The sequence below is a fragment of the Enterococcus malodoratus ATCC 43197 genome (assembly GCF_000407185.1).
GTDB classification, from domain to species: Bacteria; Bacillota; Bacilli; order Lactobacillales; family Enterococcaceae; genus Enterococcus_A; species Enterococcus_A malodoratus.
This window is the reverse complement of record NZ_KE136481.1, coordinates 560,627-585,865: the sequence shown is the minus strand read 5'-3', so window position 1 is coordinate 585,865 and position 25,239 is coordinate 560,627. Positions and strand designations below refer to the sequence as shown.

Genomic DNA, 25,239 nt, shown 5'->3' with positions numbered 1-25,239 from the left:
ACGTTTTCGTAACAGGAGACGTTCGTTAGTCTTTTTATTATCTAGCAAAAATGAATCGTAAGAAATTAAAGGGAATACTCTTTATGATTTTAAGTTCTTATTTTTGATAGAATTTTTTTCGCGTAAAATGAAACGAAGACATTCATCAAGATAGTCGCGAAGAAGATAAACGCCGCGTAATTGGAATAAGCCTCAAAAAGATAACCATAGATTAGTTGGCCAACCGGCCGCGCACAAGTCGTTAATGCATAAACGTAGGAGATAATTTTACCCATTAAGTGATGTGGTGTGATCGACTGAATAAAACTGATCATCATAATACTAAAAATCGTGCTGGATATCATAAAAAGAAAGCAGCAAAGACAGATGACAGCGGCTATGGAAATAGCTGGAAGCTTCAAAAGCATCACGATCGGAATCGGCAAGAGAAATAGCAAGGTACTTGCGAAAAACCAATAACTGCGAGCTATTTGAAATCGATCAATAAAAATCGTTAGGATCAGGCCGCCTGCAAGCGCGCCAAGTGATTGGGCGGCTTGTGTCAGACCGTAAAAGGTACTATCTAAATGCAGCAGATTTAAAATAATCTGAGGGATGCCAATGAGTAACATTGATTCAAAAAATAAATTGAAGGTTGTTACCAGCAAAGAAATCTCTAAAAGAATTCTTTTATGTTTAAAAAAGTCAAAACAGGCGAGCATATCTTCTTTGATTGTACGAAACAATGAATTGCCTTTTTTTATTCCCAACTTGGGAATTTGCATAAAGCATTCAACCAGTGCTGAAACAGCAAAACTGATAATTGCCAGCACAATAATGGATTGAATTCCAAAAGAATGAAATAGAATGCCGCCTAAGGTTGGTCCAATGATATTCGCTAGAGACTGTACTTGATTGACTAGCGCGTTGGCTTTACCGACTGCCCTTTTAGGAATCAAAAGCGGAATACTAGATAAAACGGTTGGCTGATAGATTGCTTGAATAATTGAGAGCAATAGAGTAATTATTGTAAAAAGAAAAAAAGGCTGAGCGCTTTTTAAAACGAAAAGTCCAGATAATGCAATCAACGAAGTCGTTAAATCTAATAGAATCATCGTGTTTCGTTTAGGAAATAAATCAGCAATTAAACCATTAATCGGACTAAGAAAAACAATCGGTAAAACGGAAATAGCAAGATTTAGACTGAAAGCAATGGTTGAACCGCTGCTAGACAATAAATACAAAGGAATCGAAAATCGCAGAATAGCATTTCCAAAAAGTGAGATGATCTGTCCTAAAATTAAAATCAAAAAATCTTTTGAATAAAAATTGTTTGTCTGATGCTTCATAACAGCCTCCTTGAATAATGTATACTTAACTATAGAAAAGAAATGGTGACAGCTAGCTGTCACTAATAAGTATTTATTTGAAGGAGGTCTTTAGGTGCAGGTAGAACGTTTATTGAAAATGATTTTTTTATTGATCCGTAGAGAAAAAATAACGACGCAGGAGTTGGCGGATTATTTCGCGGTGTCAAAACGAACGATTATTAGAGACATCGATACACTTTCAATGGCGAATATTCCGATTTTTACATTGAAGGGCAGAAAAGGCGGAGTGGGGATCATGGAGCAGTACACGATCAACAAAACAGTCTTCTCGCAGGAAGAGCAGGAAAAAATTCTTCACGGATTACAACTGCTAAAAGCGACCAAAATCCCCAATACAGAGATGCTGCTGGATAAAGTGGATGTTCTTTTTAGTTCCAATGAACGTTTTGATTGGTTGGAGATTGATTTTTCTTCTTTTGGCAGTCAAGAGAAAGAAAAAGAGAAATTTTCTCAGCTGCAATACGCAATTATCAATAAAAATGTTGCGACCTTCGACTATTTTACTTCAGAACTTAAGCAGAATAAACGAACCGTTGAACCTGTTCGCCTGATCTTTAAAAATAACGCTTGGTACGTTCAAGCTTACTGTCAGTATATACTGGATTTTCGTTTATTCCGTGCATCCCGCATAAAGAATTTAACATTGCTGGACGAAAAATTTGTACGCGCGGCGCCCAAAGATACAACAATAAAGACCAATTATGAAGATCACTATCAGATGATTCCCTTTGTGCTGAAATTTTCTCCGGAAATTTCTTATCGCTTATTTGATGAATATGATGAGTCGTGCATGACTGTGGACCAAGAAGGCTATTTTCACGTGACTTACGAATACGCGGATAATGATTGGCTAGTCAGGCATTTACTGTCTTTTGGCAAGCATGTTGAAATTCTTGAACCAGAATATATGAAGGTGAGAATGCGTAAGGAAATCGAAAAGGTTTTGGAAAATTATTGATCCATTTGATAGTTAAAAAACTGCTAAACACTCTCTTTAATGGGTGTTTAGCAGTTTTTCTACTCTTCTTGTGTCTGTTTAGCATGTTGTTGTTCTGCTGTCAGTTCTTGCAAAAGTTCAATTTGGAGCTGTTGCAGCTCGATCAAGTGCTGCCATTTTGTATCCATCAGATAGTTGATTTTTTCATGGAGCAGGTGAATCTCGACTTCGGATTTCAAATTTATTTCGTAGTCATTATCTGCCTCAACACGGTCACGATCAGCCTGACGATTTTGACTCATCAAGATAATGGGTGCTTGAATCGCAGCCAAACAAGAGAGTGCTAAGTTCAATAAGATATAAGGGAATTTGTCGAAAGGCTCGAAAAATAACGGTAGGGTATTTAGAATGATCCAGGCAATTAGCACTAAAATAAACAAAATAATAAAAGTCCAGCTTCCGCCAAATTTTGCGATGCCGTCGGCGACTCTTTGACCAACTGTTTCTTTTGATTTCAGAGCGTCGTTCACATTTTGGGTATGGGCATGTTCGGTTCGAATCTTATGTTTCAGTTCATGATCAAATTGTTTTGAAGCGGTATCTTCTTTTTTTAACTGTTGGCTGAGGTATTGAATCCGAAAATTCAAAAGACTTGTGTAAGAGATCAGCGACTGTTGACTTAATTGCCCATCTGATTTCAAGATAAAGGTTTGAAGCGCCTTATCAAGCTGCGAAATCTTACAAAGTTTTTCTGAGCGATCTTCTGTCAAAGGAATCACCTGCTTTTTTTATTAATCATAGCATGTGTTTGAAGCATTGATGATTTAGATGCTTGTAAATTCAAAACAAAAAAGATGGTCTCAATTGAGATCATTTTTATTGAATTATTACCAAGGAATGACGCCTTCGCGATTGAAGAAGCCGCCTGTGGGGCCATTTTCATCGATGGTTGCTAATTTTACGATCGCATCAGAACCTTCTTCCAAAGTCTGCATACCATTGCTGAAGTTGTCGCCGGTTTTGGTAGGACCAGGGTCAACGGCGTTAATTTTTATATTGGGTAGTCCTTTTGCATATTGAACAGTTAACATAGAAACGGCAGCTTTCGAAGAACTGTAGGCTAAAGAATTAACTTTAGATTCGATTTTATCAGGATTTTGAACTTGACCGAAGGAACCTAGACCGCTGCTGACATTCACAATAACGGGAAAATCTGATTGACTCAATAGGTCTATGAAGTAATGGGTAACAGAAACTAAACCAAAAACATTTGTTTCAAACACATGCCGCATTGTTTCTGCGTCGATATCTGCAGGAGCTGCATAACCGCCGGGAATTCCAGCATTGTTAATCAGTATATCGAGACGACCTTCTTTGGCATTGATAGCTTCAGCGGCCGCAATTACTGAGGCCTCATCAGTAACATCTAATGCGATATAAGAAACACCAATCTCAGCGGCTGCTTTTGCCGCCTTTTCTTCATTGCGAGAAGAAATATAGACGTGATAACCCAATTTTTTTAGCCGATTTGCTGCAGTATGGCCTAATCCGGTACTTCCGCCTGTAACTAAAACGATTCGTTCTTTCATTTGTTTTCCAACTTTCTATAGCAAATTAAAACTTGTAGTTACAACTTTATCTGCATCATACGCCTTGAAGTGATATTTGTCAATAAAACTGTTGTATATAAAAGTAATGATGCTCGATTTATGTTATGATAGGCAAGAAGGGGTGTTGGCAGTGAAGACAAACGCAGATAATTTATCGGAGAATCTTTATCAAGCAGGGCTTATGCAGCAAAAGTATATCGAAACAAGGTTGAAGGAGATTGGGCTAACTACGCATCAGGCAAGGACCCTTAATTTTATTGCGAATTCATCAGGAACGATTCAAAAAAAATTGGCTGTATATTTAGGTAAGCAAGATGCGACAGTCACAAATATTTTGAAGACACTGGAAAAACAGGCATACATTTATCGCGAAATTCCTGCGGATAATGAGCGGCAGAAAAAGCTATATTTGACGGAAAAGGGACAGGATTTGATTAAGGAAATTCAACAAATTTTCCGTGACTTGGAAAATCAAATCACGAGTTCTCTTGAAGAAGAAGAACAGCAGCAGCTGAAGCAATTACTCAAGAAAATTCAATAAAGTGTGAAGTTCTGGTACGAGATATAGTGCCGGAATTTTTTTATTTTTAAAGATAAAAGCAAAAAAAGAAAAAGTATAGTTAATTTATGTCTGTAAGTATTGTATTACCAAGGCTTGCTCATTTGTGAATGTTACTTTTAATGATTAAACTCGTTTGACAATGGTTATTTTCGAGGATTATAGTCAAAGCATATTCACAAGTAAATTCAAGAAAGGAAGAATGAAATGAGCAATCAACCCTTTACACCGCAACAGCTATTCTCGCTAAAAAGAGCTACGTTGGAAAAAAGAATGATGAACTATTATGAAGAAACCCGTGATGAAAATTCAACAATTAAAATTTTGATAGCGCTTCAAGTGCGTGATGAATTAAGTGAAGATGATTTCTCATTCTTCCGCAAGGATTTAGTAAGACATCTATTTTTAAAAACAAAATCAACGCGTGCTTTACGCCGTTACTATATATATTTTAAAGAGTACTTTGCTGAAAAAGAATGGCGGCTGTTAACAGCGCGTCTATTTACAACGCTCTCTTTCGTAGTAGAAAAACTAGAAAAGTTATTTACGCAGTTTATTAAGGAACCACTAGCTAGTCTGGCAGGTTCATGACAGATAGAAAAGCAAATTTGAAATGGAAGGAGGGAATACTATGTTGAGTCTCGCCGCAACTTTTAAAAATAGTGCTGATAAGAAGCATCGTTGGCGCATGAAGAATGCTGACCCGAATAGATCGCCTGAGGAAATCAAAACCTCGTTAGAAAAGCTCTCGGCGATCAACCTATTCGAAAAGGACGGTGTTGGCTTATTTCAAGATGTTGTCAGCGCAAAATTTGTCGAAAGAACGGTAACACCAATATTTGATAAATCAAAAGAGCCGTCATTGCCCGATACCGGAACAGAATCAGAGCGATCAACCTCGCAAATAACGGACTCCGAAGCGAATTCGGCAGAACTTCTTCGTGAAATAACGGTAGAAGAGAGAATCATCCAGTCAGGTATTATAGAACAAAGATTTGAATTACCTGCGGGGATAGATCCTAATGAGATAAATGAGGAACAGACACTATCACTAGTATTGGCGGTTATGCCAGAAGGTGGAACGCTTGAAGATATTTATTTTGATGAAGCCGTCGATCCTGCAAAGATAGTAATGGTAGTGAAAGTTAACACTGATCAATAATTATTACTAGGAATCTATTGAGGAAAATAACGAGTTAGGTAAATTTTGAGGAGAACAGAAGCGGAGGAATTGTCCGGTCTATTTACTTTGCCATGAGTTGTTTACCCGAAATCTATCAATAATTTAAAAATAACAGTTCGAATTTAATTGTTTCTGTTGTCGAACCAAAAAGCTTTACCCCATTTTATCGAAAATAAGAAGAAAATCGGGTTGTATTTTTCAAGCGAACTTGTTACTATCAATTTGTAGAAAGCGTTTTCAAATAAAGTGAAGATTGCGGGAGAGTGCAGATGAATCTGCCACCGAAGGTATAAGCTGTGAGACATGCTGATTTTACAGTGAACATCTCAGGTAAATGGACCGTAATTGGATTGAACTCTGAAGAGCAGAAATGCGCCGAAGAAGCAAACTCTAGAAATAGAGCGAATCTTTCAGGCTAGTGACAGAGGACAGCGGCACAGTGTGCTGTTGTCCTCTTTTTTGTGAATCAGAGGTTTAATTGATAAACGCCATGTGAAATAAAACACAATACAGGCGGTGAGCAGATGATTATTATAACAAACAATCCAATGGTTAAAGAAAAGATCAATCAAGCCAGTCTTCTCAGCTTTATTGACGGCTCTTACGGTGAAGTGCTGGTTGAGGTAAAGCAGCAAATTATCGAAAAGCATGTTGTTTTGCTCTCTCATCCTTTAAGCGGCAGCATCAAACCAAATGAAACCTATTACAAAACAATTTTTGTCACAGAGACCACTTCTCAATACATCGATATTGAGAGTTTAGAATATATTGAATCAGCGATAGCGGTCTACGAAAAATTTATCAAAAATAAACAACGCCCTAATTGGTCCTTAGCGGTGTTGAAGGATTTTGCCTTCGTAGATTTTTATATCGCGCAAAGCACGTTGGACAGAATGGAGGTGCTGAGGTAGCGTTCAACGATTTGCAACCAATCAGAACTGAGGTGAATAAATGAAACTCGAAATTGGAAACATCGAAATCAAGGAAGTTGTCTTAGGCGAAGAAGAAAAGATTGAGGGGGGCACGCTTTATCTTGATCCAGCGAAAATCAAAGAATTAGTTTTAACCGATGATCGTCTGGCAGATTGCGTGATCGAAATCGCCAAACCGGGGGATAGCGTTCGCATTACACCAGTCAAAGATGTAATCGAACCAAGGTGTAAAGTTGATTCAACAACAGGTATTTTTCCCGGGGTAATCAATAAAGTGGATATTGTTGGCAGCGGCCGGACGCATGTATTGAAGGGCTGTGCCGTCATGACGGTTGGAAAAATTGTCGGATTTCAAGAAGGTATTGTGGATATGCAGGGTCCGGGTTCTGAACTGACCCCATTTTCACAATTGCTGGAAATCTGTTTAGTTTTAAAACCGCAAGAAGGACTTGATCCGCATCTTTACGAAGAAGCGGCTCGCTTTGCGGGCTTAAAAACGGCTGATTATATCGGCAAATTTGGGGAAGCGGTTGTGCCGGATCAGATTGAAACATTTGAGACACTGCCGCTTTTACAACAGATTCAGCAATATCCGGATCTGCCTAAAATAGGGTATGTCTACATGCTCCAAACACAAGGGCTGCTTCATGACACGTATGTGTATGGAACAGATGCAAAGCACATTGTGCCAACGATATTGTACCCAACAGAGGTGATGGATGGGGCAATCATCAGCGGAAACTGTGTGTCTGCCTGTGATAAGAATACGACTTATCACCATTTGAATAATCCGGTAATCGCAGACTTGTACAAGCAACATGGCAAAGAAATCAATTTCTTAGGTGTGATTGTTACGAACGAAACGGTTTATTTGAAAGACAAACATCGTTCAAGTGACTTTGTTGCGAAATTAACTGAGTATTTAGGCTTAGATGGAGTGATCATTTCTCAAGAAGGATTCGGAAATCCGGATACGGACTTGATCATGAACTGTAAGAAGGTCGAAGAAAAAGGCATCAAAACAGTGATTGTAACAGATGAATATGCTGGAAGAGACGGGGCTAGTCAGTCGTTGGCGGATGCGGATAAATTAGCAACTGCTGTAGTAACTGGCGGAAATGCCAATGAAACGATCCGATTACCAAAAATGGATCGCTTGATCGGACAATTAGATTATTTCGATGTGATCGCAGGCGGCTTTGATGGCAGCTTGAAAGACGATGGCACGATTGAAGTTGAAATCCAGGCAATTACCGGTGCAACCAATGAACTAGGTTTTAACAAAATGTCTGCAAAAGGCGTTTAAAATTAAATAGGGAGGAAATACTAATGACTTTAGATTTTAAAAATAAAAAAGTCTTAGTGATCGGCGACCGTGACGGTATTCCAGGACAAGCAATTGAAGCTTGTATCGAGGGTACTGGTTCAGAAGTAATATTCTCATCCACAGAATGTTTCGTCTGAACGGCCGCTGGGGCAATGGACTTAGAAAATCAACGTAGAGTAAAAGAAGCAGCAGAAAACTTCGGAGCAGAGAATGTTATTGTTCTGATCGGTGCTGCCGAAGGAGAAGCAGCTGGTTTAGCTGCTGAAACTGTAACGAACGGAGACCCTACGTATGCCGGTCCATTAACCAATGAACAGCTAGGTTTAGCTGTATATCACGCTGTAGAGCCAGAATTTAAAGAAGTTGTCGACCCAGATGTTTTTGAAGAGCAAATCGGCATGATGGAAATGGTTTTAGATGTTGATGACATCATTGAAGAGGTGTCGGAAATGAGGAATCAATACTCCAAATATTAATTAGTAAAGGAGCGTCTTATGACTAAGTTTAAAGTTGTTCACTACATCAACCAGTTTTATGCTGGAATCGGTGGTGAAGAAAAGGCGGATATCCAACCATTTTCAGAAGCCAAAGTAGTAGGACCAGGTCTTGCTTACATGAATTCATTTGGCGATGAAGCAGAAATCATCGGCACCGTTGTGTGCGGCGATAGTTTCTTTAATGAGAACTTGGATAGTGCCAAAAAGGATGTATTAGATCGTATCAAACAATTTGAACCAGATATTGTTGTTGCAGGCCCCGCGTTTAATGCCGGCCGTTATGGAATCGCTTGTGGCGAAGTAGCTCAAGCGGTCATGACTGAGCTTGGCATTCCGGCTGTGACCGGGATGTACGAAGAAAACCCTGGAGTAGAAATGTACAAAAAGGGTGCCTATATCGTGCCGACTAGAAATAGCGCGGCAGGTATGAGAAAAGCAGTGCCTGTGATTGCAAATCTCGCGTTGAAATTGTTGAGAAAGGAACAGGTTTCACCAGAAGCAGATAACTACTTTGTTCGTTATCGGAAAAATTTTCAGGATGAAAAACGCGGTTCAGCACGAGCCGTGGAGATGCTGGTTAAGAAAGTGAATGACCAAGAATTTACGACCGAATTTCCTATGCCTGAATTTGATAACGTCGCGCCAGCCACAGCGATAAGTGATCTATCTAAAGCGAGAATTGCGCTTGTGACTTCTGGTGGAATTGTTCCTAAAGGCAATCCAGATCGTATCGAATCCAGCAGTGCTTCAAAGTATGGAACGTATTCAATCGAGAATATTGATACTTTGTCTGCGGATTCTTATGAAACGGCTCACGGTGGGTATGACCCTGTTTATGCAAACCAAGATCCAAACCGAGTATTGCCATTAGATATAGTGAGAGAGATGGAACAAGAAGGGCTGATCGGCAGCCTGCACAATTATTTCTACACAACAGTCGGAAATGGAACGGCTGTTGCGAATGCCAAGAAATACGCGGCCGAAATCGCTCAAAAATTACTAGCAGATGGTGTCGATGCTGTCATTTTGACATCCACCTGAGGAACCTGTACTCGTTGCGGTGCAACGATGGTAAAAGAAATTGAGAAAACCGGTCTACCTGTAGTTCATATCTGTACAGTAGTTCCAATTTCGCAAACAGTTGGAGCCAATCGAATCGTCCCAGCTATTGCGATTCCTCATCCACTAGGAAATCCAAACCTAAGCTTGAAGGAAGAGAAAAAACTTCGTCGCGGGATTGTTGAAAATGCGTTGAAGGCAATGACGACTCCAGTGGACGAACAAACCGTATTTGAATAATTGATGGTTGCCTGAGTGAGTGTTCATTCAGGCAACTTAGAACGGAAAAAAGTATTTTCTTATTTATGGGAGGAGCTTAAGGATATGTACGATGTGATTATTATCGGCGGCGGGCCAGCCGGCTTAACGGCAGCTCTATACAATGCAAGAGCACGGTTGAAGGTGTTGCTCTTAGAAAAAACAAAATTAGGCGGACAAATTGTTTCCACACATGAAATCGCTAATTTTCCAGGATCGATCAAGATGAGCGAAGAAGAAACCTCTGGTCCGGAATTGATCAAACGAATGGCGGATCAGGCCCAGCAGTTTGGTGCGGAGATTCAATTACGTAAAGAAGTTACCGATTTGGAATTAGAAGGAACGGTCAAAAAAATAACGTGTAAAGATGGTAGCGTTTTCGAATCCCATGCGGTGATTTGTGCCAATGGTGCATTTCCAAGAGAGATCGGTTGTACTGGGGAACGTGAGCTGGCAGGAAAAGGTGTTTCTTATTGTGCGACATGCGACGGTGCCTTTTTTGAAGATATGGAAGTATTTGTAATCGGCGGCGGAAATTCAGCGGTCGAGGAAGCGATGTTCATTACGACCTTTGCACGTAAAGTAACGATCATTCAAAACTTGAGCGATCTGACCGCTGATGCGATTGCGGTTGAGCAAGCGAAAGCCAATGACAAGATCGAGTATATTTTTGATTCAGTCGTGGAAAGTATCGAAGGCGACGGCATGGTAGAGGCGATGACTATCCGTAATACAGAGACAGATGAATTAACCCGTTTTGAAGCGGATGAAGACGATGGGCTATTTGGGATCTTTGTCTTTATCGGCAATGTACCGAGTACGCAACTTTACCAAGGAAAAATTCCATTGAATGATTACGGCTATATAATTACTGATGAAGCGATGTGCACGCAAATTCCCGGTGTTTTTGCGGCAGGAGATATGCGGCCAAAAGTGCTGCGTCAGGTCGTTACAGCTACTGGTGACGGGGCAATTGCCGCGTTCTCAGCACAAAAATATGTGGAGAAAATCAAAAGGGAGGTACCAACAACATGATTGAATTAACTGTTGATAATTTTGCTGCCGAAGTTACAGAGCAAGCCAAACCAGTCTTAGTAGACTGGTGGGGAGAAACCTGTGAAAATTGTTTGGCTTTGATGCCTGATGTGGAAGAACTATATGCACAATATGGCGATAAAATCCGTTTTACGAAGTTCAACACATCACAGAAAAAAGTACGCCGCTTCTGTATTCAGCATAAAATACTAGGATTACCGGTTATCTCAATTTACCAAAATGGTGAAAAAGTTGACGAAGTAGCGAAAGATGACTGTACCAAAGAATCCATTGAAGAAATGATTCAGAAATACATTTAGGGAGAATGCCCATGAACTATTCGACTTTACGCGGGGCGAGCTATGTTTTAGTTCATACACCAGATATGATCGAACATAATGGCACGACCCAAACAACTGAAAAGATCACGACACCAGATAGTCCATATTTGGCGAATCTGTACGATAACCTGCGCAGCTTTGAGGAAGTAGTCAATTATGCGCCTAATCAGACTTTTATTGGAAACATGGACTATCATGAATTAAAAGAAATTCCACAACCGTGGGTCAATCAATCAATCGAAGGTAAACGTGAAGGCAAATTCGGCGAGATCATGCCGGAATTGGAATTTTACGGTTTGTTGCAGATTGTTGATGTGTTTGAACTGGTTCATCTGGAAGAAAGTTTTGCGGCAAAAGTTCGCGAGGCGTTAAGCAACCATCCTTTGTTCAAGGATGACGTGGAAAAAATCAAAGCGGGCAAACCGTTAGCCTGGATCGAAAAGGATCTGGCCGAAAATCATGCAGAAGGTCTGTATTATGACCGCCAGCTAGTTGGCGGTGTGAGCCCAGCACATCAAATCGACGTGAATTTGAATGCGCATGTGATGCTGGAAAATCTAGTGGTGAAGGCTAGCGGAGTCTTAGCGTTACGGCAATTAATCGCTAAACACCAGCTTGACCCAAAAGAGATTGATTACGTAATTGAATGCAGTGAGGAAGCTTGCGGAGATATGAATCAGCGGGGCGGCGGAAATTTTGCCAAGTCCATCGCTGAATTATGCGGATGCGAACACGCGACTGGTTCAGACATTCGCAGTTTCTGTGCCGGACCGACTCATGCGTTGATCACTGCGGCTTCATTAGTAGCAGCAGGTACTCACAAAAATGTCGTACTTGTAGCAGGCGGGGCAACCGCTAAATTAGGTATGAACGGTAAATCCCATGTCGGTAAGGGGTTGCCGATTTTAGAAGATGTTTTGGGCGGTTTTGCGGCCTTGATCAGTGAAAATGATGGAGTAAGTCCAATTTTACGCCATGATTTGACTGGTAAACATGAAGTTGGCAGCGGATCGAGCCCGCAAGCAGTCACCACTGCGTTGATCGGAAGTATTTTAGAAAAAGCCCAATTAACGATCAAAGATGTGGATGTCTATTCTGTCGAAATGCAAAATCCCGATATCACTAAACCAGCTGGTGCCGGCGATGTACCGTTGGCCAATCTGAAAATGATCGGGGCGATCGGAGTATTACGTAAGGATATCGAGAAAAAAGATCTGATGGCTTTTGTTAATGAAAAGGCGCTTGTCGGTTGGGCACCAACCCAGGGTCATATTCCGAGCGGCATTCCGTATTTAGGTTTTGCGGCAGAAGACTTAGTCAGCGGCGACAAAAATCGCGCGATGATCGTTGGGAAAGGTTCACTTTTCTTAGGGCGGATGACCAACTTGTTTGATGGTGTGTCGATTTTGATGGAGCGCAACAACGGCAAGGTTGCAGATGAGAATCAGCAAGATTTAGAAGAGCTGGTGAAGCGAGAAGTTGCGCAGGCATTGAGAAGTTTCGCTGCCAATCTTTCAGCAGAATAGAGGTGGAGCTATGTCTGATCAAGTAAAACAAACGGTAAAAAAGGTTTTTGAAGATTTGGCGACTAGTTTAGAAACGGGACGAATGGAATCAAGAATCAAGATCGGTTTGACCATTGACGGCAGTGAATTAGGCACAGAAGTCATGAAACAAGCAGCCTATGCAATTAAACAAAAGAACCTATTTGATTTGGTTTTAATTGGAAAGGACGTCGACTGGGTAACCGATTTTGATCATTATTCAACGACTGATTGTCAGAAGGATTCTGCTGAGCTGATGGAAGAGCTGTTGGACAGCGGCGAACTGCAAGGCTGTGTGACGCTGCATTATAACTTCCCGATCGGCGTTTCCACGGTTGGCAAGGTAGTGACACCTGCATTGGGACGTGAGCTTTTTATTGCAACTACAACTGGGACAACTAGCGGTATTCGAAATGAAGCGATGGTGCTGAATGCTATTAATGGTATCGCTGCTGCGAAGGCCTGCGGTATCCAGCAACCGACAATCGGTATTTTGAATATTGAAGGTGCAAAAACGGTTGAACGTTCGTTGACTACTTTGCAAGAAAACGGGTATGAGCTTGTTTTTGGTGAAAGTCAACGGGAGGACGGCGGCAAAGTTCTACGCGGCAACGATTTACCTTTAGGCAGCGTCGATGTCGTGGTCTGTGATAGTCTAACAGGCAATCTTTTGATGAAGCTTTTCTCAGCCTATTCGAGCGGCGGAAATTATGAGACTGTCGGTGCGGGCTATGGGCCAGGGCTCGGTCGGAATTATGAACGCAACATCTGCATTATTTCTCGTGCTAGTGGTGCACCAGTGATTACTAATGCGTTGGAATATGCGTATGAACTCGCGAAGGGGAAACTTGGAAAAATCAGTCAGACTGAATATCAAAAAGCAGATCAAGCGGGTTTGAAGCCAATTTGTCTGGAGTTGAGCGCAGTGCCAACGACAGAAGTCAAAGAGATCGAGCCGCCACCAAAGGAAATTGTCACTAGCGAGATTGCTGGAATCGAGATCATGGAGCTGGAGGATGCGGTCAAAGTTTTGTGGGAAGCAGATATTTATGCTGAAAGCGGAATGGGCTGTACAGGACCGATTGTATTAGTCAATGAGAAGAATTTAGCAGCTGCACAAGCAGAATTGAAAACAGCCAAATATTTATAAAAAGAAACCGGCTTATCCAATGGGCCGGTTTCTTTGTGCGAAAAATTAAAATAAAAAATTGCTGGCGGTTATTGTGATATGAGTCAATGCAAAAAGTGCCACGAAAGAAAGTGCAAAGGGATTTCGCAGTTTCCAAGCAGTCAGCAGGAAAAAGATCGAGGGGAAAACCGCCAAACCAACCAGCATCAGACCATTAGAAATTCCGGCAAAATAAAAGCCCCAAAGCACAAAATAAAGGATTAATGAACCCAATGCACTCATAGTCAAAACGCTATTCTTCCGTGCAGGTGTTCGATTCAAAATAAAGCAAAGTGAGCCCATCATTCCGAAACGACCAACGTTTTCCAATAGGTTCCAGAGCCAGAAACTCGATTCATTTTGACTCAAAACATTGTTTGGAGGCGTAATAAAAAGAAACAAAAGATTTGGAAGCATGACTAAGCAGACGGTCAATAACCCGATGGGAGAAAATCCGATGCGATAATTTTTCATAGACGACCTTTCTATATGTAACAGGTTTTAATTAATTATAGTAGGAAAAAGCAAAAAAGCCATCCAACTTAGGGACCATTCTATAAAAAAAGAATTAAAAAGAGGCAGAATTCTCCTTGACTCTCCAGTTGCGGAAGACTTTAGACTGGATAGGTAAGGGGGAATTTAGATGAAACCACTAAGATTAATCGGTCTCACACAAAACAATCTGCAGCATCTCTCATTAGAGATCGAAAAGAACCAGCTGATTGTGTTTACAGGCGTGTCAGGTTCAGGAAAGTCCAGTTTGGTCTTTGACACGATCGCGGCGGAAGCGCAGCGGCAAATGAATGCGAACTACTCCGCATTCGTAAGGAATCGGATGCCTAAGTTCCTCAAACCGAAAGCGGAACGGATTGAAAATTTGAATCCGGCAATTGTGATCGATCAAACTCCGCTAGGCGGAAATCAACGTTCAACTGTCGGAACGATCACCGAAACCTATTCTTTATTACGGTTATTATACTCACGCGTAGGTCAGCCTCAGATTGGGTCAGCCGGTCAATTTTCTTTCAACAATCCTCAAGGAATGTGTCAAAAGTGTTCTGGTTTAGGTCGGGTCAATCAAATTAATGTAGACAAATTGATCGACCGCGAAAAATCTTGGAATCAAGGAGCTGTGTTAGACACGCGCTATGCCGTTGGAAATTGGTATTGGAAACAGTACGCAGCGGCGGACTTCTTTGATAATGATCAACCGCTTAAAGAATTGACCACTTCCCAATGGAATCAATTAGTATATGGACATCCAGAACAAGCACTTACACCAGTCAACCCGAAGCTTGAAGGGATTTGTCGGAACTACGAACGGATTATTTTGAAGCGCGACTTGTCTGGTCACAGTAAAATGTATGAAGAAAAATTAAAAGAATTATTGTTTGAAGCACCGTGTCCAGATTGTGAAGGGCGCCGTTTGAACAAAGAAGCGCTGTCGGTAAAAATCGACGGTCGTTCGATTGCGGATTGTGTGGAAATGGATATGAACGAACTGCTTCAGTTTCTAAATGATTTAGATTATCCGGAAGTGAACGAGGTGATCAGTGAAATCAAGCGACAAGTTCAGCGCTTGATCGATATTGGGCTCGATTACCTGCAGCTAGATCGGCAGACTCCCACCTTGTCAGGTGGTGAGGCCCAGCGAGTAAAATTAGTGAAATATATGGGCAGTGCCTTGAATGGAATGTTTTATATTTTTGATGAACCTAGTACCGGGATGCATGCGCGCGATGTTTCTCGAATCAATCGACTGCTGCAAGATTTACGAGACAAAGAAAATACTGTTTTTGTTGTGGAACATGATCCAGATGTGATTGCGGTGGCGGATGAAGTGATCGACATTGGTCCGTTAGCGGGCAAACAAGGCGGAGAGATCATCTTTCGCGGAGATTATCCTTCCTTGCTGCGGTCAGACAGCTTAACAGGAAAAGAAATTTGTCAGACATTGCCAATCAATACTCATCCCCGTAGTTGGCAAGAAAAAATGACGATCAATGAAGCGAACTTGCACAATTTGAAAAATGTGACGGTGGACATTCCCAAACATGTCTTAACAGTAGTTACCGGCGTGGCCGGTTCAGGAAAATCGACTTTAATCACAAAAATCCTGCCAGAACAGTACCCCAACGAGATTTCCATCATCAATCAAGCACCAATCAAGGCAACGAATCGAGCAACTCCAGCGACTTATCTGGGGATCTATGACGAAATTCGACGTACCTTCGGCAAAGCAAATCAAGTTCCGGTCGGCATGTTCAGTTTCAACTCAACAGGAGCCTGTCCAGTTTGTCATGGAAAAGGGGAGACCGTTGTCGAGCTGGTCTTCATGGACCCGATCGTGAATGAGTGTGAGGCATGCGGCGGCACACGCTTCTCTGATGAAGCGCTCAGCTACAAGCTGAAAGGATGTACAATTTTAGAGGTATTGGCGAAAACTCCTAAAGAGCTGCAGGAATTCTATCATGGGATCGGCAGTAAAAAAATGATTGAGAAACTGCAGGCGATGATCGATACGGGTCTAACTTATTTACCGATCGGCCGCACATTGACGACTCTTTCGGGCGGTGAACGTCAGCGCTTGAAGCTGACTAAAGCGATCACACAGAATGAATCCGTGTTTGTTTTGGACGAGCCAACCACCGGACTGCATCTGTCAGATATCAAGAAGCTGAACGCGTTGTTCCAACGAATGGTAGAAAAAGGGAATACCTTGATTATCATCGAACACCACAGCGAAATCATCAAGCAAGCTGATTGGGTCATTGATATTGGACCAGATGGCGGTGTGAAGGGCGGCGAAGTTGTATTTAGCGGCGTTCCCGAGGATTTGTTGAAGAGTGGAACGATTACTGGTGAATATTTGAAAAAAAGTAGTGAATTAATCGAACATTCCATCTCCTGCTGATTCAGCAGGAGATTTTTTTGGCGTAGTCAGTTCAGATTTGAATTCAGCACAAAATATTAATAAAAAGAATAGTTTAGATTTATTATTATTTAAAAGCTGAAAGCTCAACGGAGAGTAAGCTCCATGTGTTTTCTTTTATTTTTTAAAAGTTGTTGAAGCAATAATGGCAATAAATGGGTGTTGTTTTTTGTTATACTTAAAAGGGGATGATCGTGATGGATCGATTGAAAAACATCTGTTGCTACGCACCCATGATGGTGTATGCAACACCAGACGTTGAAGCAGAAGTAGATAAATTGTGTTTAGAAATGGTTACGCTTGCGGCGAAAGGCTGGAGTGTGGACCAGTTATATTATCATGCCTTGAGATACGGTAATGAAATCAAAGGCGCTGATATGGTATTATCAGCGGACACCAAAGGGCTAGTCATCATCTTTCGGTCTGAGCAGGAAAGACAGGAGGTGGAAGAATATGCCAGTGAATACTTTTAATCTCAACATCATTCATCAAAAGATGTGTGATGAGTTCATCGCAGATATCTGGATTTTCGCCATCCAAAAATGCATGGACTTGCAGGAGGCCTTCGTTGCAGCTAGAAAAGAAGAGCAGCTTAACTACTTTTATAACTTGATAGACGAAAACGAAGAGATGTTTTTATATGTACATGAAGAATTAGGACTAGATTGCTAGTCCTTTTTTTGCCGTTTACGGATCTATACGTATGAGATCAAATATCTCCTCAAGAACGATTGCCTCGGCCGATTGAAAATTAGTATACTTAAGCTAATTAGTGGTGTATCGGTTTGAAATTTTTTCAATGTCCCAATGGAGTTAGCATGAAGGAGGAACGTTCTATGAGCAAAACACTCAGATTGGTATTTCCCCAATGGCAAGGAGGAAACAATCCAAACTATGTTTTTGGCTCCGAGCTATTGAGTCATATCGTGCCGCAAAGCAATAAGGCCGAAACAATTCGAGTTACAGTTGAGAAAGATTTTTCGCAAGAATTGCCGCTGGAAAATGGCGTGATCGGTGAAAGCGGACTGTTAGAACAATTGGCAGAAGCTGAGCGGATTTTAGCAGAAAAGGCACCAGAGAAAGTGATTACTTTAGGAGGGGATTGCTCCATATCCCAGGCGCCTTTTGATTATTTACACGGAAGGTATCCTGAATCATTGGGTATCCTTTGGCTAGATGCCCACTCGGATATGTCAACGATCAAGGATAGTACGCGAGGCCATATGATGGTGTTAGGTAATTTGTTAGGACATGGAGCACCGCAGTTTTCGGAAAAAGTTCAACATCCATTCAAAGTCGAGCAGATTATGCTGGCGGGACTCAAATACGAGGAGCTCCGCCCATGTGATCATCAGGTCGATGATTTGAAAATGAAATATCTAACACCGGCCGAACTTGCTGAAGATAGTCAATTACTTATCGAGTGGATCAATCAGAATCAGTTCAAACAGTTGGCGATTCATTTTGATTTGGATGTTTTATCGCCGCAGGATTTCCGCTCGATCAATCCGGGCAAGCCTTACTTAGACCTAGAAAAATTCCCAGCGCCGATCGGAACGATGACACTGGATCAAATCGGACGAATCATTCAGGATGTTTCCGAAAAAACTGAGATTGTCGGTTTCAGCATTGGCGAACATTTACCGTGGGATGCGATAAATCTGCGGAGAACGTTAGAGAGCGTAGAAATATTTAGTGAATAGAAAAAAGTCAGCGAGTGCTGACTTTTTTTGTTACGAAATGATTCGAATTTATTTAGCACAATAACTCAATGTTTCTTTCTGCCAGAAACTCTTGCCATTCTTGTGAAGCTTTTTGATCGGTAATGATGTAATCAATTGAATCAAAATCAGAGATTAAATAGACCGTTCTGAAATCAAACTTTGTGTTATCAGCCAAAAGAAAGTTCTTTTCGGAGGCGAGAAAAAGATTTTCTCTAATTTTTGCTTCTTGTTCATTTGTATCAGAGGGTCCGGCTGGCATAGAAAGTCCTGAACAGCTGACAAATGCCTTGTTAATGACATACTTTTTAATCGACTCATTAGTAATATTCCCAACTAAAGAATTCGATTTTCCTCGTAAGGTCCCACCTAAAATGATTAAATTCACATTTTTAACATTCATCAAAACGGATCCTATGGTAATTGAATTGGTAATGACCGTAACCGATAACTCAGCCTCTTTGATTAATTTGGCAAGACTGATGGCTGTGGTTGAAGAGTCAATGGCGATTGTGTCACCAGGATTGATGTATTCCAAACAAATTTGGGCAATTTTATTTTTTTCGTCTAGGAGCATTTCAGTTCGAATAGTGATCGGGACTTCATTATCCACTGTTTCGATTAAAAAGGCACCACCGCGAACCCGTTTGATCTTATTTGCATTTTGTAATTCGACCAAATCATTTCTTACCGTTTCTTCTGTTACATCAAACATCTTACTTAATTCAGAAGTGGAAACACTTCCATTTTCATTTAGGAGATTTTCAATAATACGTAAACGCTCGAATTTTAGCACTTTAAGAACCTCACTTCACTATTTATCTATTTAATAATAGCAAGCTTGAAATTGAAAATCAATAAGAGTCTTTTCGCCTTTTTTCGTTTAGTTTTGGAAAATTCGTCTTATTTTGGTTTATTTTTAAAATATCTTGACTTTATTTGGGGAAATTTGTATATTAAGTATAAGGAAAGCGCTTACCAAAAATAAACCAAATAAAGGAGAAACAAGATGGAAAAAGGCAATTTTAAAGGAATGCTCCCCTTAGTCATTTTTTTAGCACTTTACATGTTTACTGGATTATCAACAGGTAGCTTTGAAAACATGCCGTTAATGGTTGGGATTACAATTGCTTGTGCAATTGCTCTCATGATGAACAAAAAGGATGAGAAAATTAGTTTCGATGAAAAAGTGACAATTTTTTGTAAGGGCGCAGGCGATCACACGTTGATTCTAATGGTTATCATCTTTATGTTGGCTGGAGCCTTTTATGGCGTTGCCAATGCGATGCACGCGGTTGATTCTGTTTCAAATCTTGGGCTGAGTATTTTACCAGCTAATATGATTTTACCGGGAATTTTTCTGATTGCTTGTTTGTTAAGTTTTGCGATGGGTACTTCAATGGGTACGGTTGCGGCACTAGCTCCAATAGCCATTGATATCGCAACGAAAACAGGTTCAAACGTCGCTCTTCTTTGTGGGATTGTTGTTGGGGGCGCGATGTTTGGTGATAACCTTTCATTCATTTCTGATACAACAATCGCGGCAACTAGAACGCAGGAAGTATCAATGAAATCAAAATTCAAGGCCAATATTTTGATCGTTTTACCAGCCGTTCTAATCAATGCAATTCTGCTGGCCATTCAGCCAATTGATACCAGTGGAATTACTGGAGGAACCTATAGTTATAATTTGGTTAATATTCTTCCCTATGTGTTAGTAATTATTTTGTCATTAGTAGGTATGAATGTAATCAACGTAATGGCTTTGGGTGTGTTATCTGGTCTAGTAATTGGACTGATACATGGTGATTTCGGGCTAACAGGTTTTATGAAAACCATCCATGAAGGCATGATGAGTATGCAGGATATGGCGATCATTGCCATATTAGTAGGTGGTTTAGTGGCCGTGATGAAGCACCTTGGCGGAATTGATTGGCTGCTGCATAACCTGACTAAGGGAGTGAAGACACGCCGAGGAGCAGAATTTTCGATTGCGGCATTAGTCAGTTTGATCGATATTGCCACTACGAATAATACGATCTCAATTATTGCAGCAGGACCTCTAGCAAGAGATATCGCTGATCGCTTTGATATTTCTCGTTCACGAACGGCAAGCATCCTCGATCTATTTTCTTCTGCTTTCAATGGGTTGTTGCCATATGCCGGACAGTTATTAGTAGTTGGCGGTTTGGCTGGTGTATCCCCGGTGAGTATTATGCCGTACAACTGGTATTCAATGTTGATGATCGCCGCAGGATGCTTATCGATCATTTTGCAAGTTCCTAAAGTAAAAGACGTTTTGGATGTTAAGCAGTCGAATCCTTCTGATGTTGAAACAGAAGAAGTGAAAGAGGTAGACGTTGTTTAGTTCATGCATTCGTGGAGGAAAATGAATGAAGAAATTATTGGTAAGAGCACCGATTAATGAAGAAAACCTGATTAAATTGGAAAAACTCTTTGATGAAGTGATTTATATGCCTTGGACGGATACTGGCGAACGCTTCTATGAGGAAGAAATGATTGATTGTTTGTTAAGGGAACGGCCAGATGCCTTAATTACTGAGTTAGATGTTATTAATGAAACCGTTTTAAAGGAATACTCGGATTTGGTATTTATTGGGGATTGTCGTGCTTCTCCGGAAAACATTGATGTAAAGGCTTGTGAAAAATACGATATACCGATTTTGTGTACACCAGCCCGAAACGCCAATGCGGTTGCAGAAATGTGGATCAGTACTCTGATTGCTTTTGAACGAAATTTAGTTGATGCTGTCAATTGGACAAAGGAAAAGCAATGGCAGATTGGAACGACACCGTACCATCTTTGGAAAGGCAATGAAATCTATAAATCAAAGATTGGATTTGTCGGTTTTGGTGCTGTGGCTCGAAATATTGCCAAATTACTTAAAGGATTTGATGTGGAGATTGCTTTTTATGATCCTTTTGTTAACCAGCTAGAAGAGTATAAGAAAGTCGAATTAGAAGAAATTTTTCTAGAGTCCGATTACATTACGATTCATTTACCAGTAAATGATGCAACGAAGCAGATGATCAATCAAGATTTATTGACTCTAATGAAGAAAGACAGTATCTTCATTAATTCATCGCGCAGTGCGGTGGTTGATAATAGGGTTTTGTATGAACTAGTGGAAAATAAAAAAATTCGAGGAGCCATTCTGGATGTCCTAGATACTGAACCGCCAACAGCTGAAGATGATCCGGTAATTGCTTGTTCAAATGTTTTATTGACGCCTCATATCTATGGCGCTTCTTATCAAGTGGTGGATCATCAATCAGAGATTATGACACAAAATATTCTCAGCTTTTTGGATCGAGAGCATTTGATCGAACCGGCAATAGGTAAGCTACCATGAAACAGGATGCGGCCTTAATTATTGATATAGGAACAGGAAGCACCAGAGTCGCAGTCATTTCAAGTGAGGGAAAAATAGTCGGGATCAAAGGTTTCAAAAATACCTACTATGTAGACAGTGAGTATAGCGATGCGAAATACTTTCTTCCAAACGAATTGAAGCAAAATATTTTCTCGCGAATAGAAGATTTACTAAGCGAGCTTAAGGACTATAAAATAAAATATTTGAGTTCGTCCTCTGCAAGAGAATCCTTTATTTTACTCGACAAAGCCGGGCATGACTTTTATGGATTGCCTAATATCGATAATCGTGGAAAAGAATGGTTGAGAGAGATAACACAACGAGAATATATTGAAAAGGTCACGGGACGTCCTCTGACTGAAGATTTTGGAGCGATGAAATTATACGGATTAAAACAAAAAAAGAACTCGTTCTTCGAATCAATCACTCAAATCATAAGTTTGAGTGATTGGGTGGGCTACTTGTTTACTGGGAGAATTGAAATGGAATACTCGCAAGCCAGTGAGACACAGCTTTTCAATATTTATACCAAAGACTGGGATCAGAAAGTTTGTGAGGCCTTTGAAATCGATCGTTCAATTCTTCCAACCATTACTAAAACAGGTACGGCTCATGAAATTTTATCTAAAATGAAAACGAATTTTGATCTCGACTCAGAGTGCCTCTATGTGGTGGGCGGCGCGGATACACAACTGGCCGCGAAAGGAATGGCCCTTAGTTCGGATGACATCGGATTAATTTCAGGAACATCCTCTCCCGTTGTTAAGTACAAAGAGGCGATTCCAAATTATGAAGAGAATAAAGAATTCAATTTTTGGAGCAGCTGCAATTTAGCGGGTGAAGGATACCAGATAGAAACAAATCCTGGCGTGACAGGACTAAACCTGCAGCTGGCAAAAGAAAAATTATTGCCAGAGGTCACATATGAGTCCATCAATCAGCATATTAATGATCACTATGAGGCCTTGAAATGTGTGGCTAGTTTCACCAGCCAGTCCCCATATAAAAATATTTCGTTTCCTAATGGCGGCTTCATGATGACGGTTCCGTTTAATCAGGAATTGGAAAAGATAGATTTGCTTCATGCAGTAGTGGCGGATATTGCCTTTTCAATCGTTTTTAAAATCCGTCAAAATGAAGTTTTGAGTCAAACAACATCGCCTTATATTGTTGGTGCCGGCGGTGGCTTGCGGATGGAAAGTTTATGTCAGATGATTGCTGATTTGACTGGGAAAAAGCTCGTTTTAAAAGAAAATTTTGATGAAGCATCGCTTATTGGTGCGGCAAGAATTTGTTTTTCAAAAGAAATTCAATTGAGTGATATTCCGATCGTAATGGAATTTGAACCCAAGGAGAGCAAGTATTTACGAGAAAAATTGGAAAATTGGTTGTTGTATCGGGAAAAAATAAATAGTAAAAAAGAGATTGGAGCATTTTAAAGATGAAGTATATGGCGCAAAGACAACAGATTGTAGAGTTTGGGAAAAAATTAATTACTGAAAAATTAACGACTGGTACCGGTGGGAATATCTCGATCTTTATTCGTGAAGACAATGTGATGCTGATTAGTCCAAGTGGGATTCCCTACAATGAAACAGAGCCGGAGGATATCGTTGTTTTAGATTTAGATGGGAATGTGGTGGAGGGAACACGGAAACCTTCCAGCGAATACCATATGCATTGTATCTTCTATCAAAAAACAGATCATGTAAATTCGGTCGTGCACACTCATTCTGACTATGCAACCGCGGTAGCTTGTTTATTACAAGAGATTGAACCGCTGCATTATATTATCGGCTCTGTCGGTGATAAGGTTCGTTGCTGTGATTATAAAACATTTGGAACGCAAGAATTAGCGGATGAAGCGTACCGCGTAATGGGTGAAAATAATGGAATCTTACTAGGAAATCATGGCGTACTGGCCGTTGGTTCAAACTGTGCGGACGCTTTTTCGGTTGCAAAGGATATTGAATTTTTAGCGAAATTAAAAATACGAGCAGAAGCGATCGGCAAGCCAGTATTATTGAATCAAGAACAAATGGACGTGGTCGTTGAGAAATTTGGAACGTACGGTCAAGTAGCTGAAAAAGTCTAAGCAGCTAGAACAGTTATTCAGTTAAACAGACTCGAAAAATACAAAGCCGATCAGTGATAAAAGAACTCATCGGTTTTGTATTATCCAATTTTAGGAGGAAAAGACATGCTGAATTTTAATTATCATAATCCCGCTAATATCTATTTTGGCAAAAACGAAGAACAGCGAGTTGGCGAATTAATCAATAAATGGAGTAAAACGAAAAGAGTCCTAATTCTTTTTAGTGGCGATTATTATGAAAAATTGGAGATTGCTAAGACGATTCGAGAAGCACTAGCAAAATTTGAGATTCAATATTTTGAGAATGGTCAGGTCGTTCCGAATCCTGCGTTGTCATTAATCAATGAACTAAGTGATTTTGTAAAAGAAAAGCAAATCGATTTTATTCTAGCAGTTGGTGGAGGCAGCGTTATTGATACTGCTAAAGCTACCGCCTTGGGAAGTCTATATGAAGGAAATACATGGGATTTCTTTACCGGGAAAAAAGAAGTAAGTGAAGCTTTGCCGATCGGTGCAATCTCAACTGTTGCTTCTTCAGGCTCAGAAATGTCTCCTGCAACAATCGTGTCTAACAACGAGTATAAGTTAGGTGTAGAAAGTGAAATTATTATTCCAAAATTTTCTATTGTGAATCCAGAATTCACAGTAAAATTGCCTAAATATTATACAGGTGTCGGTACAGCAGATATTTTGTCACATTTACTAGAACGTTATTTCAGTAAAATTGAGCATACAGATATTACCGATTTTCTCTTAGAAGGAGCGATTAAATCAACGCTCATCAATGGAGGCAAATTGATCAATGACTTAGAAAATTATGATCTGCGAGCAGAGATGTCGTTAACTGCCATCATTGCCCATAACAATAGCTTGGAGCTAGGCAGAGAACCAGATTGGGGCTCCCATCGGATTGAGCATGAATTGAGCGGACAATATGGTGTTGTTCATGGAGAGGGAATGGTCGTCATAACTTTGGCATGGATGAAGTATGTCAGTCGCTTTTGCCCTAAACAATTTGTGAAGTACGGTATTCGTATTTTTGGTATCGATCCTCTCATTTATTCCGATTCAGAAATTATTGAACTAGCGATTGATAAGACAAAAGACTTTTTTGTCAATCTAGGAATGAAGACGACATTGAATGAACTGACGATTGACGCAACTCACTTTGAAGAGATGGCTGATCGAGCAACCAAAAATAATACACAAACAATAGGCCATCTTAAACCGTTGAACAGTACCGATATTGTCAAAATTTTGCAACTAGCATTATAAA

Annotated in this window: 26 protein-coding genes and 1 riboswitch; of the genes, 21 read left to right on the top strand and 5 right to left on the bottom strand. The window is 40.5% G+C overall.

Annotated features, from left to right (window positions below):
• Nucleotides 1–89: 89 nt before the first annotated feature.
• Nucleotides 90–1,328, bottom strand: coding sequence for an MFS transporter (locus tag I585_RS02845; RefSeq protein ID WP_010739524.1), 1,239 nt, complete (start codon nucleotides 1,326–1,328; stop codon nucleotides 90–92).
• A gap of 94 nt (nucleotides 1,329–1,422) precedes the next feature.
• Between I585_RS02845 and I585_RS02840 the strand changes: the two genes are divergently transcribed.
• Nucleotides 1,423–2,328 (top strand): helix-turn-helix transcriptional regulator, encoded by a 906-nt coding sequence (locus I585_RS02840; RefSeq protein ID WP_010739523.1) that lies wholly within the window; start codon nucleotides 1,423–1,425, stop codon nucleotides 2,326–2,328.
• Nucleotides 2,329–2,387: 59 nt separating this feature from the next.
• On the opposite strand, the gene I585_RS02835 is transcribed toward I585_RS02840, so the two are convergent.
• Together I585_RS02835 and I585_RS02830 are read right to left on the bottom strand one after the other, a co-directional pair.
• Nucleotides 2,388–3,077: a DUF1003 domain-containing protein gene (locus I585_RS02835; protein ID WP_010739522.1), complete on the bottom strand. Its 690-nt coding sequence runs from the start codon at nucleotides 3,075–3,077 to the stop codon at nucleotides 2,388–2,390.
• A gap of 117 nt (nucleotides 3,078–3,194) precedes the next feature.
• Entirely contained in the window at nucleotides 3,195–3,896 is a 702-nt protein-coding gene (locus I585_RS02830) for an SDR family NAD(P)-dependent oxidoreductase (RefSeq protein ID WP_010739521.1), read from the bottom strand.
• Nucleotides 3,897–4,047: 151 nt separating this feature from the next.
• On the opposite strand from I585_RS02830, the gene I585_RS02825 reads away from it, so the two are divergent.
• From I585_RS02825 to grdD, 11 genes are all read left to right on the top strand, one after another.
• On the top strand, nucleotides 4,048–4,458 hold the full coding sequence (locus I585_RS02825; RefSeq protein WP_010739520.1) for a MarR family winged helix-turn-helix transcriptional regulator: 411 nt from the start codon (nucleotides 4,048–4,050) through the stop codon (nucleotides 4,456–4,458).
• Nucleotides 4,459–4,683: 225 nt separating this feature from the next.
• Nucleotides 4,684–5,067, top strand: a complete 384-nt coding sequence (locus I585_RS02820; RefSeq protein ID WP_010739519.1) for a hypothetical protein — start codon at nucleotides 4,684–4,686, stop codon at nucleotides 5,065–5,067.
• A 40-nt stretch (nucleotides 5,068–5,107) separates the two neighbouring features.
• Nucleotides 5,108–5,638, top strand: coding sequence for a DUF2922 domain-containing protein (locus I585_RS02815; protein WP_010739518.1), 531 nt, complete (start codon nucleotides 5,108–5,110; stop codon nucleotides 5,636–5,638).
• Nucleotides 5,639–5,905: 267 nt separating this feature from the next.
• Nucleotides 5,906–6,011, top strand: a riboswitch (glycine riboswitch).
• Between the two features lie 172 nt (nucleotides 6,012–6,183).
• Nucleotides 6,184–6,570 (top strand): GrdX family protein, encoded by a 387-nt coding sequence (locus tag I585_RS02810; protein ID WP_010739517.1) that lies wholly within the window; start codon nucleotides 6,184–6,186, stop codon nucleotides 6,568–6,570.
• A 40-nt stretch (nucleotides 6,571–6,610) separates the two neighbouring features.
• Complete coding sequence (locus I585_RS02805; RefSeq protein WP_010739516.1) at nucleotides 6,611–7,897, top strand: glycine/sarcosine/betaine reductase component B subunit; 1,287 nt, start codon at nucleotides 6,611–6,613, stop codon at nucleotides 7,895–7,897.
• A gap of 23 nt (nucleotides 7,898–7,920) precedes the next feature.
• Nucleotides 7,921–8,394 (top strand): glycine/sarcosine/betaine reductase complex selenoprotein A, encoded by a 474-nt coding sequence (gene grdA, locus I585_RS02795; RefSeq protein WP_081631749.1) that lies wholly within the window; start codon nucleotides 7,921–7,923, stop codon nucleotides 8,392–8,394.
• A gap of 18 nt (nucleotides 8,395–8,412) precedes the next feature.
• On the top strand, nucleotides 8,413–9,714 hold the full coding sequence (gene grdB / locus I585_RS02790; protein ID WP_081631748.1) for a glycine reductase complex selenoprotein B: 1,302 nt from the start codon (nucleotides 8,413–8,415) through the stop codon (nucleotides 9,712–9,714).
• An 84-nt stretch (nucleotides 9,715–9,798) separates the two neighbouring features.
• Entirely contained in the window at nucleotides 9,799–10,767 is a 969-nt protein-coding gene (locus tag I585_RS02780) for an NAD(P)/FAD-dependent oxidoreductase (RefSeq protein ID WP_010739511.1), read from the top strand.
• Nucleotides 10,764–11,087: a thioredoxin TrxA gene (gene trxA, locus I585_RS02775; protein ID WP_010739510.1), complete on the top strand. Its 324-nt coding sequence runs from the start codon at nucleotides 10,764–10,766 to the stop codon at nucleotides 11,085–11,087. The genes I585_RS02780 and trxA overlap by 4 nt, the downstream gene beginning before the upstream one ends.
• Before the next feature lie 11 nt (nucleotides 11,088–11,098).
• Nucleotides 11,099–12,634, top strand: coding sequence for a glycine/sarcosine/betaine reductase complex component C subunit beta (grdC, locus tag I585_RS02770; protein WP_010739509.1), 1,536 nt, complete (start codon nucleotides 11,099–11,101; stop codon nucleotides 12,632–12,634).
• Nucleotides 12,635–12,644: 10 nt separating this feature from the next.
• Nucleotides 12,645–13,802: a glycine/sarcosine/betaine reductase complex component C subunit alpha gene (grdD, locus tag I585_RS02765; protein ID WP_010739508.1), complete on the top strand. Its 1,158-nt coding sequence runs from the start codon at nucleotides 12,645–12,647 to the stop codon at nucleotides 13,800–13,802.
• Nucleotides 13,803–13,847: 45 nt separating this feature from the next.
• Here grdD and I585_RS02760 read toward each other — a convergent pair whose 3' ends face one another.
• The gene (locus I585_RS02760; RefSeq protein ID WP_010739507.1) at nucleotides 13,848–14,294 is read right to left on the bottom strand and encodes a hypothetical protein; all 447 of its coding nucleotides are present in this window, start codon (nucleotides 14,292–14,294) and stop codon (nucleotides 13,848–13,850) included.
• A gap of 169 nt (nucleotides 14,295–14,463) precedes the next feature.
• Here I585_RS02760 and I585_RS02755 point away from each other — a divergent pair, with 169 nt between their 5' ends.
• The 4 genes from I585_RS02755 (at nucleotide 14,464) to I585_RS02740 (ending at nucleotide 18,455) form a co-directional block, all read left to right on the top strand.
• The gene (locus I585_RS02755) at nucleotides 14,464–16,734 is read left to right on the top strand and encodes an ATP-binding cassette domain-containing protein (protein ID WP_010739506.1); all 2,271 of its coding nucleotides are present in this window, start codon (nucleotides 14,464–14,466) and stop codon (nucleotides 16,732–16,734) included.
• Nucleotides 16,735–16,949: 215 nt separating this feature from the next.
• Nucleotides 16,950–17,225 carry a hypothetical protein gene (locus tag I585_RS02750; protein WP_010739505.1) on the top strand — a complete coding sequence of 92 codons (276 nt, stop codon included), beginning with the start codon at nucleotides 16,950–16,952 and terminating at the stop codon, nucleotides 17,223–17,225.
• Nucleotides 17,206–17,424: a hypothetical protein gene (locus tag I585_RS02745; RefSeq protein ID WP_010739504.1), complete on the top strand. Its 219-nt coding sequence runs from the start codon at nucleotides 17,206–17,208 to the stop codon at nucleotides 17,422–17,424. The genes I585_RS02750 and I585_RS02745 overlap by 20 nt, the downstream gene beginning before the upstream one ends.
• Before the next feature lie 164 nt (nucleotides 17,425–17,588).
• Nucleotides 17,589–18,455, top strand: coding sequence for an arginase family protein (locus tag I585_RS02740; RefSeq protein WP_010739503.1), 867 nt, complete (start codon nucleotides 17,589–17,591; stop codon nucleotides 18,453–18,455).
• Between the two features lie 52 nt (nucleotides 18,456–18,507).
• Here the strand turns inward: I585_RS02740 and I585_RS02735 are convergent, their stop codons facing one another.
• A complete protein-coding gene (locus I585_RS02735) occupies nucleotides 18,508–19,269 on the bottom strand; it encodes a DeoR/GlpR family DNA-binding transcription regulator (RefSeq protein ID WP_010739502.1) in 762 nt (253 codons plus the stop codon).
• Nucleotides 19,270–19,482: 213 nt separating this feature from the next.
• On the opposite strand from I585_RS02735, the gene I585_RS02730 reads away from it, so the two are divergent.
• The 5 genes from I585_RS02730 to I585_RS02710 all read left to right on the top strand — a co-directional run bounded on the left by I585_RS02730 (nucleotide 19,483) and on the right by I585_RS02710 (nucleotide 25,238).
• Entirely contained in the window at nucleotides 19,483–20,841 is a 1,359-nt protein-coding gene (locus I585_RS02730) for a Na+/H+ antiporter NhaC family protein (protein WP_010739501.1), read from the top strand.
• A 25-nt stretch (nucleotides 20,842–20,866) separates the two neighbouring features.
• Nucleotides 20,867–21,847: an NAD(P)-dependent oxidoreductase gene (locus I585_RS02725; protein ID WP_010739500.1), complete on the top strand. Its 981-nt coding sequence runs from the start codon at nucleotides 20,867–20,869 to the stop codon at nucleotides 21,845–21,847.
• Nucleotides 21,844–23,307, top strand: a complete 1,464-nt coding sequence (locus I585_RS02720) for an FGGY-family carbohydrate kinase (RefSeq protein WP_010739499.1) — start codon at nucleotides 21,844–21,846, stop codon at nucleotides 23,305–23,307. The genes I585_RS02725 and I585_RS02720 overlap by 4 nt, the downstream gene beginning before the upstream one ends.
• Before the next feature lie 2 nt (nucleotides 23,308–23,309).
• Complete coding sequence (locus I585_RS02715; protein WP_010739498.1) at nucleotides 23,310–23,963, top strand: L-fuculose-phosphate aldolase; 654 nt, start codon at nucleotides 23,310–23,312, stop codon at nucleotides 23,961–23,963.
• A gap of 105 nt (nucleotides 23,964–24,068) precedes the next feature.
• A complete protein-coding gene (locus I585_RS02710; protein WP_010739497.1) occupies nucleotides 24,069–25,238 on the top strand; it encodes an iron-containing alcohol dehydrogenase in 1,170 nt (389 codons plus the stop codon).
• Nucleotide 25,239: the final 1 nt, after the last annotated feature.

Bases quoted from the DNA above. Each gene is read 5' to 3' on its own strand.
- I585_RS02720 (WP_010739499.1), top strand. From the start codon at position 21,844: ATGAAACAGGATGCGGCCTTAATTATTGATATAGGAACAGGAAGCACC.
- I585_RS02760 (WP_010739507.1), bottom strand. From the start codon at position 14,294: ATGAAAAATTATCGCATCGGATTTTCTCCCATCGGGTTATTGACCGTC.
- I585_RS02815 (WP_010739518.1), top strand. From the start codon at position 5,108: ATGTTGAGTCTCGCCGCAACTTTTAAAAATAGTGCTGATAAGAAGCAT.
- grdC (WP_010739509.1), top strand. From the start codon at position 11,099: ATGAACTATTCGACTTTACGCGGGGCGAGCTATGTTTTAGTTCATACA.
- I585_RS02725 (WP_010739500.1), top strand. From the start codon at position 20,867: ATGAAGAAATTATTGGTAAGAGCACCGATTAATGAAGAAAACCTGATT.
- I585_RS02805 (WP_010739516.1), top strand. From the start codon at position 6,611: ATGAAACTCGAAATTGGAAACATCGAAATCAAGGAAGTTGTCTTAGGC.
- I585_RS02730 (WP_010739501.1), top strand. From the start codon at position 19,483: ATGGAAAAAGGCAATTTTAAAGGAATGCTCCCCTTAGTCATTTTTTTA.
- grdD (WP_010739508.1), top strand. From the start codon at position 12,645: ATGTCTGATCAAGTAAAACAAACGGTAAAAAAGGTTTTTGAAGATTTG.
- I585_RS02820 (WP_010739519.1), top strand. From the start codon at position 4,684: ATGAGCAATCAACCCTTTACACCGCAACAGCTATTCTCGCTAAAAAGA.
- trxA (WP_010739510.1), top strand. From the start codon at position 10,764: ATGATTGAATTAACTGTTGATAATTTTGCTGCCGAAGTTACAGAGCAA.
- I585_RS02745 (WP_010739504.1), top strand. From the start codon at position 17,206: ATGCCAGTGAATACTTTTAATCTCAACATCATTCATCAAAAGATGTGT.
- I585_RS02810 (WP_010739517.1), top strand. From the start codon at position 6,184: ATGATTATTATAACAAACAATCCAATGGTTAAAGAAAAGATCAATCAA.
- I585_RS02780 (WP_010739511.1), top strand. From the start codon at position 9,799: ATGTACGATGTGATTATTATCGGCGGCGGGCCAGCCGGCTTAACGGCA.
- I585_RS02740 (WP_010739503.1), top strand. From the start codon at position 17,589: ATGAGCAAAACACTCAGATTGGTATTTCCCCAATGGCAAGGAGGAAAC.
- I585_RS02845 (WP_010739524.1), bottom strand. From the start codon at position 1,328: ATGAAGCATCAGACAAACAATTTTTATTCAAAAGATTTTTTGATTTTA.
- I585_RS02710 (WP_010739497.1), top strand. From the start codon at position 24,069: ATGCTGAATTTTAATTATCATAATCCCGCTAATATCTATTTTGGCAAA.
- I585_RS02750 (WP_010739505.1), top strand. From the start codon at position 16,950: ATGGATCGATTGAAAAACATCTGTTGCTACGCACCCATGATGGTGTAT.
- I585_RS02715 (WP_010739498.1), top strand. From the start codon at position 23,310: ATGAAGTATATGGCGCAAAGACAACAGATTGTAGAGTTTGGGAAAAAA.
- I585_RS02755 (WP_010739506.1), top strand. From the start codon at position 14,464: ATGAAACCACTAAGATTAATCGGTCTCACACAAAACAATCTGCAGCAT.
- I585_RS02830 (WP_010739521.1), bottom strand. From the start codon at position 3,896: ATGAAAGAACGAATCGTTTTAGTTACAGGCGGAAGTACCGGATTAGGC.